Here is a 15,646-nt window from a genome sequence, read left to right on the forward strand (position 1 = left end):
CCAGCACACATCCACAGCGCATGACCAGGCAATCAACAACCGAACACCGCTGACGCACAACCCCTGCCACTAACACGCCCACTCACACCGCAGAACGGCGCGGACGGGCAGGAGGCGGAGATCGCGACCATGGCCGACGACCCGAACGGCACCTACGGCGCGTGGCTCGCCGAGCTAGGCCTCTCGGAGGCGATCGAGCGCGAAATCCTCGCCGGGTTCGAAATCGACGTGCTGGAGATCCGCGACCCCTCCCCCGTCCTCGGGGAGTCCGAGGAGGCGCGGCGGGGCCGGCGTCTGGCTCTGCTGCAGGCCGCGCTCCTGGAGCACGCCGCGGCGCACAACCTGCGCACGGTCATGACGTTCCACCAGAAGGTCCAGGAAGCCGCCGCGTTCGCGGACAAGCTGCCCGAGACCGCAGCCGACCTGTACGTCAACGATGTCTCCGACGCCGACCTGGCCGCCGCGGACAAGCTCCCGAAGTCCTCGATCGACGCGGAGTTCTACGAACTCGAGGCCGGCCGCCACGTACCCCCGGACCGCGTCTGGTCGGCATGGCTGTGCGGCGACCACCTCGTGTCCGAGCGACGCGAGGTCCTGCGCCAGTTCGCAAACGGCATCGACGCCGCCGGGCACCGGGTCCACCGCGCCTTCCTCGCCAGCTGCCGCGTCCTCGGGGAAGGCATCGACATCACCGGCGAGCGGGGCGTGGAAGCCGTCTGCTTCGCCGACACCCGCGGCTCCCAAGTGGAGATCGTGCAAAACATCGGCCGCGCGCTCCGCCTCAACAAGGACGGCAGCACGAAGGTGGCCAGAATCATCGTGCCGGTCTTCCTGGAGCCCGGCGAGGACCCGACCGACATGGTCGCCTCCGCGAGCTTCAAGCCGCTCGTGGCCGTGCTCCAGGGCCTGCGCTCGCACGACGAGCGCCTGGTCGAGCATCTCGCCTCCCGTGCCCTCACCCACGGCAAGCGCAAGATCCACGTCCAGCGGGACGAGAACGGGCGGATCGTCGGGGCCGGCGGTGAGGGCGATGGCGAGGACCAGGAGCAGAACGACACCGACGCCACTGCCAAGTCCGCTCTGCTCCACTTCTCCAGCCCACGCGACGCCGCCACCATCGCAGCCTTCCTGCGCACCCGTGTCTACCGGCCGGAGTCGCTGGTGTGGCTGGAGGGCTACCAGGCACTGCTGCGCTGGCGGGCGGAGAACCAGATCACCAGCGTCTACGCCATCCCATATGACGTCGAGGTCGAGGTCGGCGTCACCAAGGACTTCCCCCTCGGGCGGTGGGTACACCAGCAGCGCAAGGCCCTGCGGGCGGGTGAGCTGGAGGAGCGGCGCAAAACCCTGCTCGACGCGCCGGAGGCCGGGATGCTCTGGGAGCCGGGCGAAAAGGCGTGGGAGAACAAACTCGCCGCGCTCCGGTCCTACCGGCGGGCCACCGGGCACCTCGCACCCCGGCAGGACGCAGTCTGGGGCGAGGGAGAGACGATAATGCCGGTCGGGCAGCACATGGCCAACCTCCGGAGGAAGAGCGGCCTGGGGAAAGACCCGAAGCGGGCGCAGGAACGCGCGCAGCAACTGGCCGCGGTCGATGAGGACTGGGACTGCCCGTGGCCACTGGACTGGCAGCGCCACTACCGCCACCTCGCCGACCTCGCCGAGGACGAGCCTGGTGGGATACTGCCCGACATCCAGCCCGGTGTCCTCATGGACGGCGACGACATCGGACGATGGCTGGAGCGACAGAAGAAGCCGGCCACCTGGAAGCTGCTGTCGGCCGAGCAGCAGGAACGGCTGTCGAAGCTGGGCATACAGCCCGCTGAGAGCGCGTCTCCCGCCCCGGCGGCCGCTCATAAGACGAAAGGCCCGAGCAAGGCGCAGGCGGCGTTCCAGCGAGGGCTCGCGGCCCTCGCGCAGTGGGTGGAGCGGGAAGGCGCGGACCGGCCCGTACCAAGGGGGCACGGTGAACCGGTCACGGTCGACGGCGAGGCAGAGCCGGTGGTCGTCAAGCTCGGCGTATGGATCTCCAACACGAAGGCCCGCCGCGACAAACTCACAGCCGACCAACTCGACGCGCTTGCCGTGCTGGGCGTGAAGTGGGCGTGACGTCAGCCCCAGCCGGCACTGAACCTGCCGGCCACGCGCGAGACCCCAGGCTGTCATGGCCGCGCCCCGGGCCTCGTGCCTGTCTGCAGGTTCAGGCCTTGAGCTTCTTGAAGACCATCTCGAAGCGGTCGAGGGTGTCGTCGTCGATCTGCTCGAAGAAGATGGGCCAAGTGCTCCGGAAACGGGGCCACAGGCCGGACGCCCGCTGCCTCGTCGGCCAGCAGCAGGTGCGGCGCGTGTTCCTGCAGGCCGTCAGCCATGTCGTGGACGGGCCGGAGCCGAAGAAAAAAAGCGGTCACGCGCGGTTCCGCCCAACCGAACAGTTCCCGCGTCTCGTCCGCACCGGGGTCGCTGAGCGCAGCCTGGAAGCGGCGCCGGTGCTTTTGGATTCGTAGGCTGGTGAAGGCAGCGCCGCGGGAACAAACCTACGATGCGGGCCGTGGGGCCGGCAGCCGCGCCACGCACCGAGGTTCGGCATCGAAACAGTCCGGGCACGGCACCCGGACCTGATGCCGGAGCCGGCGATGTCGCCGGCCCACAGGCCACGGGGAGGCCAGTCGCTGCGCCGGTAGACGCCACCTCGTAGGCTGCGTCCATGACCCAGACCCTCACGCCCCACAACGCCTTCGACCTGCTCATGGCCGGTAACCAGCGCTTCGTCGCAGGCGTTCCTGAGCACCCGAACCAGGACGCCGCCCGCCGCACGCAGACCGCGCCGTCCCAGCAGCCCTTTGCCGTGCTGTTCGGATGCTCCGACTCCCGGCTGGCCGCCGAGATCATCTTCGACCGCGGCCTGGGCGACCTGTTCGTGGTGCGCACCGCCGGACACGTCGCCGGTACCGAAGTCCTCGGTTCCATCGAGTTCGGCGTCAATGTCCTGAACACGCCGCTGGTCGTCGTTCTCGGCCACGACTCGTGCGGCGCCGTCGCCGCAGCCCGTTCCGCCCTGGAGAACGGGCAGACACCGGGCGGCTTCGTCCGCGACATCGTCGAGCGGGTCACCCCGAGCGTGCTGGCCGCCCGCGCCGCCGGACGCGACAGCGCCGAAGAGATCCTCGCCGAACACATCGAACACACCGTGGACCTCCTGCTGGAGCGCTCCCGCGTCCTGGCCGAGGCAGTAGCCACCGGCCGGACCGCCGTGATCGGACTGTCCTACCGCCTGGCCGACGGCAGCGCCCAGTTCGTCACCTCCCGCGGCCTCGACCCGGCCGTCCCCAGCGCGTCCTGACCGTAACCACCCACCCCTACAACGCTTCACCACCCGGCGAAACCGGCCGACGAACACCACCCCCACCCCCACCGGCAAGGACACCACGACGAGGTAGTGCGCTCACGACAATGTGCCCGGCCATCCGAAGGGTTCCGCTTCCATCGGCAGGCGGGCGCGAAGCACGCACGGCCCAGGGGATGAGGGCTGCGTGGCGGAGACAGCGTGCGCCGTCGTGGCCCGAAAGCCGTGACGAGAACGCCAGGACAAAACAGACCAGCGAGAACGCGCGGAAAGCAACGAACCCGTACTGAGCCAGGAAGCGGTGGACAACAGGGAAAGCGCCGAACCGATCGCCACGCTCGGTGTCCTGCTCACCCCCCGCCGCGGCGGGAACCCACCGTGGGACACCACCAGCATCCGCGTCGAAGGCCAACTGGACCTCCCCGACGACGACCCTCAGCTCTACCGGCAGGCATGGAACCGCACCCCCGAAGACGCCACGCCGTCCCGGGCTGACCGGCGCACCGGCCCGCCGTACCGGTGAGTCCCGGACGCCACGCCGAAGGGGCCAGATGTGCCGGGAGCCGTGCGTGAGGCGCCACCACTCAGCAACTGCGGCCGGACCGCATTCGTCGTCGGCCAGGTTCTCGCGGTCTCGGTCCGGGTGCGGCCGCAGCCGGGCGTCCTCGGTCAAGCGCGGCCGCGGCCTCGGTGGCGGTCTCCCGGCGGTGCGGCGGATCCCACCGCCACCATGGCCCTCACCGGACGTGAGCGCCGTTCAGGGCGGAGGCGGCCAGTCATCTTCGCTTCTAAGGGCCGCCTGTAGCTGTGAATCTTTCGCGAGCTTCGCCGGGAGCTTAGAAGTCCTAACGAAATGATCTATGAGATCGACCGGGCCGTGCGCCTTTCGTTTCCGGCTGGGCCTCTTCGTTGGCTTCACGAGCGAAGCGGTGGGGCCTCCGCTGCCTCGTCCCTTGCCATAGCAAGCCCGTAGCCTGCGGGCATGAGTTGGGAACATGCCCTCGGATGGTTCTTCGCCGTTGTGTTGGGAGGGCTCGCCCTCGGCTTCTTCGCAGGAGCGTGGGGCAAGTACCGTCTCAATGCGCGAGGACGGTGGATCGAGGCCGAGATCGTCCGTGTGGACGAGGACAAGGACACCGACGGCGACCCGCGTTTCTACCCTGTTGTCGCCTTCACCCCTCCAGACGGAGAGCCAGTCGAGGTCAAGTCCCTGTCGGGCAAGCCCTATCCACCTGAGTGTGGCCGGGGCGTGGGCAGCAAGGTCAGCGTTCGGTACGACCCGGCCAGGCCAACGAGGATCGAACTGCCGGGATATGAGCGAGACGGCGTCCTCACGAGCCTGCTGGTCGGCCTGGTGCTGGCCGGTGCCGTGGGGGCCATCGCCGTCGAGATGCTCGGCTGACGCGGACGCCTCACGCCGGCTCACACAAGGAGTGAATCTGGCGCAGTGCGATCAGGCAGCAGCCGAGTTTGAGGAACGCTTCGTGGATGTCGGCTCGTCGTTCCCAGCGCATGCGTAGGCGTCGGAAACCGTGCAGCCAGGCGAAGCTCCTCTCCACCACCCAGCGGTAGGTGCCCAGCCCGGTGCCGTGACGGGCGCCGCGGCGGGCGATCGCGGGCACGATGCCCCGGGCGTGGACCCGGTCGCGGTAGACGTCGTGGTCGTAGCCGCGGTCGGCGAACAGCGAGTCGGGCTTGCGGCGGGGACGGCCGATGCGGCCTCGGACCGGCGGGATCGCATCAAGCAGCGGCAAGAGCTGGGTGACGTCGTTGCGGTTGCCGCCGGTCAACAGGATGGCAAGGGGTGTGCCGTGCCCGTCGGTGATCAAGTGGTGTTTGGAGCCGGCCCGGCCCCGATCGACCGGCGATGGGCCCGTATGGCTCCCCCTTTTAGCGCCCTGACGTGGGAGGAGTCGACCACGCAGCGGGACCAGTCCAGCCGCGAGGCCGCGTTCAGCTCGGCCAGCAAAACCTCATGCAGCCGTTGCCAGACTCCGGCCTCGTTCCAGTCCCGCAGTCGACGCCAGCAGGTCATGCCCGAGCCGAAGCCCAGCTCCTTGGGTAGGTACTCCCACTGGATGCCGGTGTGCAGCACGTATAGGACCCCGCACAGCACGTCCCGGTCCGGCAGCGGCTTTCGGCCTGGATAGCGAAAGCGCCGCTCGCGCCGCGGCAACAACGGCTCTATGCGATCCCACAACTCATCCGACACGATCCACGGCGATGTCCCCACACCGCACCGAACGCCCAACTCCCGTACCAGACACGGCGACCAGCGTCGGTCCACCTCATTGTGCTAGCCGTTGTTAGCTTGTCGTTTATGGTCCGGTGTCGAACGTGGCTCGAACTTGGTCGGCTTTTTCGCCGTGCAGCGGACACGTAAGCGGCCTTCGTCTGATCCTGTGCTCCGTCACAGAGTGGATCAGCGCGAAGGCCGTGGTCGTGATTTTGGTAGATCAGGGAGTCCTGCGGGATGCGTTCGCGGAAGTGTCACACTTCCGGTCGGAGCTGTACGCGTGTCTGACCGCGCGGGGCGACGCCTTGTCCGAGTTGTGCGACGCGCTGCTGTGCACGGACGGGCCGGTCCGAACGCTGGTTGATCTCGCGCTCGCGCCCGAACACCGCCGTGGTCACGGGGCTCTGTACGGCGGGCTCAACCAGGGCCGGATCGATGTTGCCCGGCTGCGTCGTGCTCTGGCCGGGGTGCCGTTGCCGCGGGCGGCGGACGGTCGGCTCGTGCTGGCGGTGGATGTCTCGCCGTGGCTGCGTCCGGACGCCAACACATGTGCTGACCGGGCCTTTTGCCACACCTTCGGGCGTGGTGAGGGCAAGCATCAGATGGTGCCCGGCTGGCCGTACTCGGTCGTTGCCGCGCTGGAGACCGGCCGTACCTCCTGGACGGCAGTGCTGGACGCGGTCCGACTGGAGCCCGGCGCCGACGCCGCCGCGGTGACCACCGTGCAGATCCGTGAGGTCGTCGAGCGGCTGGTCGCCGCCGGCCAGTGGAACCAGGGAGACCCGGAGGTCCTGGTCGTGCTGGACGCTGGATACGACGCCTCGCGCATCGCCCACCTGCTGGATGGCCTGCCCGTCGAGATCCTCGGCCGGCTCAGGTCCGATCGCGTGATGAGGCGTCCGACACCCTCCCGCGAAGAATTCCACCTGGCCAACCCCAAGGGCGGCCGGCCGCCGAAGCACGGCGGCGAGTTCGTGTTCGGTGACCCCGCAACCTGGATCACCGAGCAGGCCGTGACGGTCACGGACACCCGGCTATACGGGAAGGCGACCGCGCAGGCGCGGGACCGGTTGCACCCGCGGCTGACCCGCCGGGCCGCATGGCTCGAGCATGACGGGCCGTTGCCCGTCATCGAGGGCACCGTCATCCGCCTGGTCGTTCAGAAGCTGCCCAGTGGCGGGGTCAACAAGCCGGTATGGCTGTGGTGGTCGCGCACCGGCGCCACCGAAGCTGACGTCGACCGCTGCTGGCAGTCCTTCCTCCGCCGCTTCGACATCGAGCACACATTCCGCCTGTTCAAGCAGACCCTCGGCTGGACCAAGCCCCGGCTTCGCAGCTCGGAAGCGGCCGACCGGTGGACCTGGCTCGTGATCGCTGTCTATGCCCAGCTCCGGCTCGCCCGACCGCTGGCCACCGACCTCCGCAGGCCCTGGGAGAAGCCAACCGAGCCGAACAGGCTCACGCCCGCCCGCGTCCGCAGGGGGTTCAGAAACCTCTACGCAAAGACCGGCTCGCCAACCGGTGCACCGAAACCGTCCCGCCCCGGCCCCGGCCGACCGCCCGGCTCGAAGAACCGCTCTCCGGCTATCCATTATGACGTGGGACGCGTCCTCGCCACCGGCGAGGCATACAGCCGTCCCACCCACCACAAGGTCAGCACCAAACCCCGCCGAACAGGCTGACGAGCGACAGAGAGGACCAGCACACTGAGCGCATGCGCTATGAGGAGAGAGCCAAGCTCGCGGCCGTGAAAACCCTGATCTCGCTGGCCATCCTTGTCGCCTCACCCGTACTGCTGATAACAGGAGCACCGATCCGCCGCCGCTATCTCCGCTACGTCTACCGCGATGAGGCCCCGCAGATCCTGGACAAGAAGCGAGGTTGGGTCAGCGCCCATTACTTCGTGGTCACCAACCCACTCCTTCAGTGGCTCTGCTGGCCCACAGAGTCACTTGCCGGTCTCATCGGACACCGAGGTTAAACGGCAAGCTTAGTGCTCGGGTATAGGTAGGCAACTAGCAACTGTGACCTGCGAACATTACTAAGGGAAAGGTCCGCCCCGCGAAGGTCCACACGCCGCAGGTCCGCGCCGTCCAAATCTGCGTCACGCGAATTAGCAGTTAGCAGGCTCGCGCCGCGCAGGTCCGCGCGGCCGATGTTCGCGCCGCGTAGATCCGCATGCTCCAGGACAGCATTTCGGAGGTCCGCGTCGATCAGGGAGGCGCCGCGCAAGTCCAAGCCGCTGAGGTAAGCACTGTGAAGGTTCGCCCCCGTCAGGGAAGTATCGCGTAAATCCGCCTCGTCCAGGTTCGCGCGGCCCATGTCCGCGTCGCTCAAATCCGCGCCCCTCATGTTTGCATTGAGCAGTTGTGCTTTGCGCAGGTTCGCCTCGCCCAGGTATGCACCCTGCAGCATCGCAAGGTCCAGGTCCGCGCCCTCCAGGTTCGCACCGTATAGCCATGCATCGCTCAGGTCCGAGCCGACCAGTTTCGCCCTACCGAGGTCTGCGGAACCCAATGCCGCGCGCCTGAGGTAGCTCCACTGAAGGTCCACGGTGCTTGTTCCATCGCGCTGTCGGTCTCTGTTGCTCAGGACAACGAGTGCGGCCGCGACATCGTGGGGCGGATCCGACGGGCCGGGCTTGTCATCCTTGGGAAGGGGAGCGTGAGCGCGGACGTACGCCGAGAGCACGTTCATCACGGTGGGCTGATCGCGCTGTGAGTCCTGCATGATGCGTTGCAGGGCGTAGACGCCGCCGAGGCGGACGTCGGGAGAGTCATCGCCAAGGTTTCCGATAGCTGCATTGTACCTGTCAGTAATTTGTGCCTCGCGGGCAATTCCCTGTTCATCCCGGACCTGCGTGATCGATATCCAGGTGAAAGCGGCGACTGCCAGCGTGGCCATCGAGCAGCCCGACGGCACGTTCGAGACGCGACCACCAACTGACGGGGGCACCGTCATCTCCACTCGCGGTTGCTTCTACAGTGCGGGATGCACTACTGCCCGTGCTTGTTCGTTCAACGGCTCCTCTTCGCTGCCCGCGTTGTCGCGCTCCCAAGGGGGCGGAGATTCGCCGGAGCGGTGCCCGTCTCCTCCTTTGCAGGACGCGCTGAAGCTGCACTCTGCGGGCCCCTGCTCGGGGCGTTCTCCTTGTCACGGCACCATTCGAACCGAAAATCGGTCGCTCGGGTTGAGGTTCTCAGAAAAGAGGCAGCCGGGTCGGTGACAGGTCCAGCCGCGTGCGTGAAGCGATACACGGCTGGGGCCACCGTGCAGGGGACTCCTAGGCGTTGTCTTCAAAGAGGGTTGAGCCAGAGGAAGAGGGATGCGATGGTGACGGCCGCTTGGTGGGACTCTCGGGTTTTGTCGTAGCGGGTGGCGATCGCGCGGTACTGCTTGAGGCGGTTGAAGCAGCGTTCGACGACGTTGCGCTTCTTGTACAGCTGCTTGTCGAAGGCGCATGGTCTGCCTCCGTCACGGCCTCTGCGGGTGCGGTGTGCCCGCTGGTCGCGGCGTTCGGGATGGTGTGGCCGATCCCGCGTTTGCGCAGGTAGGCGCGTATCGTGCGGGAGCTGTAGCCCTTGTCGCCCAAGACGTGGTCCGGGCGGGTTCGGGGGCGTCCGGGCCCGGATCTGCGGACCCGGACGGTGTCCATGACGTCCTCGAAGCGGGTCCAGTCGGCGGTGTTGCCGCCGGTGAGGACGAAGCCGAGCGGCCGGCCGCGACCGTCGCAGGCGAGGTGGATCTTCGTGGTCAGTCCGCCTCGGGATCGTCCGAGGGCGTGATCACATACTTCGTCCCCCGACTCCGCCCCTTTTTTCGGGCGCCGGCGGCATGCTGGTGAGCCCGAGCGACCGTGGAGTCGACCGACACCAGCCAGTCGATGTCACCGGCGGCGTCCTTCTCCGCCTGGACCGCGGTCAGCATCCGTGTGAACGTTCCGTCCAGAGCCCACCTGCGAAAACGCGTGTACAAAGTCCTGCAGGACCCGTACCGCTCCGGCACATCACGCCATGCCGACCCCGTCCGCAGCTTCCACACGATCCCATTCAGCACCCGCCGGTCGTCCAGTCGAGGCCGCCCCCAAGACGACCGCGGCAACAGCCCGGACAGCGCTTCCCACTCCACATCCGTCAGCTCATGACGACGCACCATACCGAAATGATCCCCCATCAGAACCCTTTGAAGACACTGCCCAGGTCCCGCAGGGGTGTACTACGCGGCCGTTCCGCTGGAAGGCTGGCAAGACCGTGCGGTACGGCACCTGCCGGAGGGGGTGGTGAGGGGCCGCGTGGCGATGCACGTCTTCGCCTTCGCCGTCGGCTGTTCCGCTACTGGTGTCCCGTGGTGCTGTCGCGTGCGCGGCAGTACCACGGGACACCGAGGCCGGTTAGCGATCACCACCGTTGACCCCGGCCCCGACCGCGACAGGACTCCCCGTGCCGTCCGGGTTCCTCAGGGTGATGAGCGATCCGATGTCCACCGTGTCCGACCCTGCGGTGCGAGCGCTCGGTGAGAGGTTCAGCGCGCTGCCGCCGGGGTTGGTCGGTGCGCTGCCGTCGAGATGGGGCGGGATCACGCAGTTGGACTTGCCGGACTCGAGGGAGCCGTTGACGGCCGTCACGCAGAACTCGTAGTTCCACACGCCCGGGAACAGGAAGCCGACGCCGTAGTGCGTGCCCTCGATGATGTTCTCGTCGGCCTCCGGCGGGGTGGTGCCGCCGTCCTTGATGTTGGAGACCCACAGCCGGTAGCCGGCCGCCGACTTCGCGCCGTTCCAGTCCAGTTCCACCGTGGTGGGATCGACGGTGGTCACCCGCAGGCCGGTCGGGGCGGCCGGGACGCCGCCGCCGGCCATCACCGGCCGGGCCAGTCCGGGCAGCCCGCCGCCGGCGGCGTTCCAGGTAGCCGCCGCGACGAGGTAGCGGTGGCCCGGGTTCAGCCCGTAGATCTGCACCCGGTTGCCGCGGAAGCCGGTGCCGGTGAGCCAGGCGCCCGGCGTGTCCTTGTCGAAGAGGATCACTTCGTACCGGTCGATGATGGTGGGGTAGTCAGGTGGTGCGATCTCGAGCTCGATACCGTCCTGGCCGATGGGCCGGCTGGCGACGATCCGCGGCGGCGGCGCCGTCTTCGGGTGGGCGACCGCGCTGACCGTGCCGGACCAAGGGCCCTTGACGTTTTCACCGCCGACGGTGCGCACCTGGTACTCCCACTGGATACCGTCGACGGTCCAGGTGGTGTCGGTCCGGTTGCTGTTGACGCGGCCCTCGCCCCAGGTCGTCTGGCCGGCGATCCGCGACCGCACGTCGTAGCCGAACGCCCCGTACACCGGGTTCCAGGTGACGGTCACGCCCTGGGGGCTGGACTCGGCCTTCAGGCCGGTCGGCACGGGTGTCGGCCGGACCGGCAGGTTCTCGGGCGGGAAGGGTATCGGGCCCCGGCCCAGGCCGTACCGGTCGTGCAGGGTCTGCTCGAAGGCGATGGCGAGCTGGTACTCGCCGAAGGCGTTGGGGTGCAGGCCGTCGTACGCGGCCGGGCAGGCGGCGGGGGCGCAGGAGTACTTTTTCTGCCAGTCGACGACCTCCACCTGGGAGATGGATTTGCTCCACCGGGGGGCCGCGTTCGCGAGCAGCCGGTTGAAGTTGTCGGTCTTGGTGATCAGATCGTCCCGGCCGCCGATCTTCGACCGTTGCGGCACGGTGGCCACCGCGAAGTCGACCCCCGGCCGAGCCGCGCGGGCCTGGTCGATGATGGTCTCGACGCTGTCCAGGGTGCCGTTCTCGTCGCTGACGAACCAGCCCATGTCGTTGAAGCCGGCCGCGAGCAGGACGAGGTCCGGCTGGTAGGTCTCGACCTGCCTGCGGATGTCGTCCTTGATCTGGGCGGCCTGCCTGCCCCAGTGCGCGTAGTGGTCGCTGTCGAAGGCGACCCCGGCCGCGTAACCACCGTCGACGCGGATGCCCTGGTCCGCCGGCTTCTCACCGACGAAGAGCGGCGGTTTCGGCGGGGAGGGCTGGTCAGGGGTGAACGTGCCGTGGTAGGGGCCCACGAAGTCGACCGAGATGTTGTTCTCCTGGAACCACTGCCACAACCGGTAGCGCCACGTGTAGTCGCCCTCGTGGCCCTGGCTGATCGAGTCGCCGACCACCATCAGCCGGATCGTCGAAGGCCAGGCGGTGGCTCGCCCGCCCTGGAACGCTCGTTCGATGGCCGACCTCAACCCCTGCGCGAAGCCGTCAGTGAGCAGGCTGCTGACGTACTGCATCGGGGACCCCCACGAGCCGAGCCGGGTACTGAGGTTCCGCGCGGTCTTCTGCACCGCTTCGACCACCCAGGCTATCCCCTTCGCGGCCCATGCGTTCAGGCTCTCGCGGGCCGCCGAGCCCAACCCGACCAACGCGCTCGCCACGAATACGGCGATCGCCTCCTTCCAGACGTCCGCGTCGCCCAGCGACCGCCCGTCGAAGTAGGAGTTCATCAGGTCACCGGTGAGCCCGGCCAGTCCGGAAGAGATGGCCGAGCAGATCGGTATGGCGAAAGGCGCGGCAGGGCCGAAGGAGAGTTCGCACACCTGATAGGCCACCGCCCACACCGCGTAGCCGACCGCGATGGCGATCATCTTCTGCCACCAGTTCGCCGAAGCGTTCACCTCGCCCGCGGGTATGACGATGACGAGGCTGTCGCCGACGACCTGGATACTGCCGTCGAACCGGGCGTCGCTTTGCCGGTCGTAGAAGTCCACGCTGTTCTTCTGCGCCTGGAGGTCGAAGGACTCGCTGAGGGTGAGCCCCTTGTCCTTGTCGGCACGCACCGCGTCGACCATCTGCGACATCTGCCGCTGCCACGCGTCCGGTCGCTGTGCGGTGTTGAAGTCGATGGCGGCCACCATGTCGGTGTCACTGCTCGCCAGTGGCCGCAGCGATCCCGCGTCGCGGGCGCATCCCATCCGTAACGTCGCCGTGCTCTCCGCGATCGTCTGGCTGGCGAAGTTCGATCCGGCCGTGGCACATGCCTCCCCTGCCGCCTCGGCTGGTTCCGCCATCCCTGCCGTCATCAGCGTCACTGCTAAGACGAGCGCGGTCAGCCACCCGGGTCTTCTCATGAACGTCCCCCCTCAAAATAGCGCGCGGTCAATACCCGCGAACCTGAAAATCCTACGGATTCGATAACCCCAGGGCGTCCCCCCGAAGTGCCATCCGCGTGTAGCTCGCGTGGGGGACAGCGCTACCCAGGGAGCCCCTTCCAAGCCGGTGATGCCCACGGCGCGATCACCGAGCGGCCCAAGCACGTACGGCGGCTGTCGCGCAGGACTGACCTGCACATCCGACGGCAACTACGTCGGAGACGACAGTGCCACTTGGACCGTGAAGCTCACGCAGGCCCCCGAAACTGTGACCGCGGTCCTCACTACCAAGGTGGGGCCATAACCGGACGGAAAATCACGGGTCTCCCCAGGGAACGGTGGCCCGACGCCCATGAGAGGGCGGTTCGTGAGGTTTTGTGCAGCTTTGCCGTCGCCTGATGGTGTGGGTGCGGGGCGGAATTCGCCGGTCCTCAGCCGCTCGTCCGCTGGTGTGGTGATGTGAGTGAACGCAAGCCGTACCCGAGCGACCTATCGGACGAGCAGTGGTCGTTGCTCGAGCCAGTGATCGCCGCGTGGAAGGACCGGCACCGCTCAGTCAGCGGCCACCAGGGCGCCTACGAAATGCGGGAGATCATCAACGCGATCCTCTACCAGGGCCGGACGGGCTGCCAGTGGGCCTACCTCCCGCACGATCTTCCGCCCAGGAGCGCGACGTACTATTACTTCGCCGTCTGGCGGGACGACGGCACCGACCAGGTCGTTCACGAGCTCCTGCGCTGCCAGGTCCGTGAACGAGCCCGCCGGTTAGAGGACCCGACCCTGGAATCCGCAGGCATCCGTCCCACTCTGGAAGGACTTCCTCGGCTGAGATTGCCCCGGCTGATGCCGATGTAAATGATCTCTGTCATGCCTGGTGTGATCACGGCCTCGGAGCCGTCCTGGATAGTCCCGTTCTCCGGTGTGGCTCCGCGCCAGTTCAGCCGGGTGGTGCGTGCGCTGCGGCGCGAAGGCGCCGACATCGCTCGGCGCGGCCGGCCGTGGGGGATTCCCCTGGAAGACCGGCTGCTCCTGGTGGCCGCCTACTGGCGCACCAACCTGACGCTGCGCCAGCTCGCACCGCTCTTCGGCGTCTCGAAGTCCGCGGCCGGCCGCATCGTCGGCCACCTCGGCCCCCGGCTCGCGCTCAAGTCCCGCAGACGGTTCCGCAAGGACACCGTGCTCATCCTGGACGGAACTCTGGTCCCCACCCGCGACCACACGGTGGCCGAGCGGTCCAAGAACTACCGGTACTCCACCAATCACCAGGTCGTCATCGACGCCGACACCCAGCGCGTCGTCGTGGTCGGCCAACCGTTGCCCGGCAACCGCAACGACTGCCGAGGGATGGTTGAGACGTCGTTCGAGGTGGATCTCGGTGAAGACGGCGACCTTGGCGCGCAGCACCCAGGGGTCGAAGGGCTTGCTGATGTAGTCGACCGCGCCGGCCGCGTAACCGCGGGCGGTGTGCTCGGGGTCGATGCCCATCGCGGTGAGAAAGATGATCGGCACGTCCCGGTTGCGGGGGCGTCGCTTGATGTGGGCGGCGGTCTCGTAGCCGTCCATCCCGGGCATCTGCACGTCCATGATGATGACGGCGAAGTTGTCATGGTGGAGCAGCGCCTTCAGGGCCTCACGCCCGGAGGAGACGGTGACGAGCTCCTGATCCAGCGTCTCCAGCACGGCAGTCATGGCGAGCAGGTTGTCGGGCTGGTCGTCCACGACGAGGACCTTGGGCATCGGCTGCGGCTGCGGCTGCGGCTGCGGCTGCGGCAGCGCGGGGTGCTCGACGGCTTCGAGCTGGCGCTCCAGTAGATCGCATCGCGCCTCCGCACCTGCCCGCTGCTCCCGCGCCTCCTGGAGCTCGTTGCCTAGCCGGGTCACTTCCTGACGCAGGACGTCGCGTTCTCCCAGAAGTTCGGAGACTTCGGGGTGGGCGGCTGCCAGCTGGCCAGCGCGCTCGCGCTCGGCGGTGAGCGTCGCCTCCATCTGGTTGAGGCGTACCTCCAGGTCGGCGATGCGGTGCTTGCGGTCCAGCAGGGCGTCGCCCAGGACGTCGCCGCGGACGCTGGAGCGCCGCGAGACGTGGTCCGCGTCGGCCAGCTGTTGCTCGATGATCTGCGCCGCGTGCTTGGGTGACGAGTTGGCGTCGAACGCCGACTCATAGAGGCCGTGCACGTACTCGATGGTCTCGGGGGTGACGGTGGTGCCGCGGTGCTCGGCGAGATCCGTCAGCATGTCCATGATTGCTGACCAAGGGGGCATCCGGGTGCCGTTGAGGTAGCGGGAGAATGTTCCCGGGTCGCGCTGGCGCCGTGCTGCGTACCGGCGTACCGAGACTCCGAGTCCCTCGAACAGCTCGCGCAGTACCTCGGCGAGTGCCCTCGATTCCTTCGTCAGGTCCTGCCCCAGGGGGGCGCAGTTCACCCATGGTCGTGTGCCTTCCCGCATACCTCGCCGGATCCCGGCGTGATCAGGCGGTCGTAGAACGCAGTCGCCAGGCCGGTGACGGCGAAGCCGGCGAGCACGCCGCGGGCGGCGCCTTCCCCCGCCAGCCAGGACAGTCCTCCTGCCGCTACGCCGCTGAGCGCGGCGAGCAGGAAGACCAGGGCCGATCTCAGCGGCAGTAAGGGTCGGTCCACGCGATTCCCCGTTCGTCTGGTCCGCGTCGTGGAGGCGCGGAGGGTGCTCCCGCTCGGCAGGCCGCCAAGTGGGTGACAAACAGCATGGGGCGTAACGAGGGTGTTGTCGTACGTGATCGAGGCAAGAGGCAACGAAACTGCTGTTGCTTCAGGCCCACCACGCTATGGGCCGGCCAGTTAGGGCAGATCAGGCCGCTGGCCCAGCGGCGCGTTGCCAAAAGGAGTTGTGCAACGTTGGCAACACGGAAGCCGGAGTGGAGGCAACACGGGCTCCTGTGCCCGCTGAGCGGTCGTGCCACCTCGCT

At 67.9% G+C, this 15,646-nt stretch carries 10 protein-coding genes and 5 pseudogenes; 9 read left to right on the forward strand and 6 right to left on the reverse strand.

Features of this window, described 5'->3' with window-relative positions:
* Positions 1-84: 84 nt before the first annotated feature.
* From BA175_RS23410 to BA175_RS23430, 5 genes and pseudogenes are all read left to right on the forward strand, one after another.
* Positions 85-2,109: pseudogene (locus BA175_RS23410) on the forward strand (Helicase associated domain protein); the annotation flags it as partial.
* A gap of 98 nt (positions 2,110-2,207) precedes the next feature.
* A complete protein-coding gene (locus BA175_RS23415; RefSeq protein WP_069173463.1) occupies positions 2,208-2,504 on the forward strand; it encodes a hypothetical protein in 297 nt (98 codons plus the stop codon).
* A gap of 200 nt (positions 2,505-2,704) precedes the next feature.
* Positions 2,705-3,340 carry a carbonic anhydrase gene (locus tag BA175_RS23420; protein WP_069173464.1) on the forward strand — a complete coding sequence of 212 codons (636 nt, stop codon included), beginning with the start codon at positions 2,705-2,707 and terminating at the stop codon, positions 3,338-3,340.
* Positions 3,341-3,644: 304 nt separating this feature from the next.
* Positions 3,645-3,866 (forward strand): hypothetical protein, encoded by a 222-nt coding sequence (locus tag BA175_RS31260; protein WP_069173465.1) that lies wholly within the window; start codon positions 3,645-3,647, stop codon positions 3,864-3,866.
* A 459-nt stretch (positions 3,867-4,325) separates the two neighbouring features.
* Positions 4,326-4,745 (forward strand): DUF3592 domain-containing protein, encoded by a 420-nt coding sequence (locus BA175_RS23430; RefSeq protein ID WP_079159748.1) that lies wholly within the window; start codon positions 4,326-4,328, stop codon positions 4,743-4,745.
* 10 nt (positions 4,746-4,755) lie between these two features.
* On the opposite strand, the gene BA175_RS29945 is transcribed toward BA175_RS23430, so the two are convergent.
* Positions 4,756-5,576 (reverse strand): IS5 family transposase gene (locus BA175_RS29945; protein ID WP_438947367.1). Its coding sequence is split into 2 segments (ribosomal slippage): positions 4,756-5,250 and positions 5,253-5,576, totalling 819 coding nucleotides; the frame shifts between segments, so codons are not numbered across the junction.
* Between the two features lie 209 nt (positions 5,577-5,785).
* Between BA175_RS29945 and BA175_RS23445 the strand changes: the two genes are divergently transcribed.
* Together BA175_RS23445 and BA175_RS23450 are read left to right on the forward strand one after the other, a co-directional pair.
* Positions 5,786-7,261, forward strand: a complete 1,476-nt coding sequence (locus BA175_RS23445) for an NF041680 family putative transposase (RefSeq protein ID WP_069173729.1) — start codon at positions 5,786-5,788, stop codon at positions 7,259-7,261.
* Positions 7,262-7,293: 32 nt separating this feature from the next.
* Positions 7,294-7,560: a hypothetical protein gene (locus BA175_RS23450; RefSeq protein WP_069173467.1), complete on the forward strand. Its 267-nt coding sequence runs from the start codon at positions 7,294-7,296 to the stop codon at positions 7,558-7,560.
* Here the strand turns inward: BA175_RS23450 and BA175_RS23455 are convergent.
* From BA175_RS23455 to BA175_RS23465, 3 genes and pseudogenes are all read right to left on the reverse strand, one after another.
* A complete protein-coding gene (locus BA175_RS23455; RefSeq protein WP_254667973.1) occupies positions 7,557-8,540 on the reverse strand; it encodes a pentapeptide repeat-containing protein in 984 nt (327 codons plus the stop codon). The two genes, BA175_RS23450 and BA175_RS23455, sit on opposite strands and share 4 nt — an antisense overlap.
* Before the next feature lie 335 nt (positions 8,541-8,875).
* Positions 8,876-9,734 (reverse strand): annotated as a pseudogene (locus tag BA175_RS30625) (IS5 family transposase).
* A gap of 235 nt (positions 9,735-9,969) precedes the next feature.
* A complete protein-coding gene (locus BA175_RS23465) occupies positions 9,970-12,681 on the reverse strand; it encodes a GDSL-type esterase/lipase family protein (RefSeq protein ID WP_079159750.1) in 2,712 nt (903 codons plus the stop codon).
* A gap of 480 nt (positions 12,682-13,161) precedes the next feature.
* On the opposite strand from BA175_RS23465, the pseudogene BA175_RS29955 reads away from it, so the two are divergent.
* Positions 13,162-13,485 (forward strand): annotated as a pseudogene (locus BA175_RS29955) (transposase); the annotation flags it as partial.
* Positions 13,486-13,569: 84 nt separating this feature from the next.
* Positions 13,570-14,082, forward strand: a pseudogene (locus tag BA175_RS29960) (transposase family protein); the annotation flags it as partial.
* Here the strand turns inward: BA175_RS29960 and BA175_RS31905 are convergent.
* Together BA175_RS31905 and BA175_RS23475 are read right to left on the reverse strand one after the other, a co-directional pair.
* Positions 14,053-15,130 (reverse strand): annotated as a pseudogene (locus BA175_RS31905) (response regulator); the annotation flags it as partial. The pseudogenes BA175_RS29960 and BA175_RS31905 overlap by 30 nt on opposite strands.
* The gene (locus tag BA175_RS23475; RefSeq protein ID WP_069173471.1) at positions 15,123-15,341 is read right to left on the reverse strand and encodes a hypothetical protein; all 219 of its coding nucleotides are present in this window, start codon (positions 15,339-15,341) and stop codon (positions 15,123-15,125) included. The gene BA175_RS23475 and the pseudogene BA175_RS31905, both read right to left, overlap by 8 nt.
* Between the last annotated feature and the right edge of the window lie 305 nt (positions 15,342-15,646).

The sequence above is a fragment of the Streptomyces griseus genome (assembly GCF_001715295.1).
GTDB lineage: Bacteria > Actinomycetota > Actinomycetes > Streptomycetales > Streptomycetaceae > Streptomyces > Streptomyces griseus_G.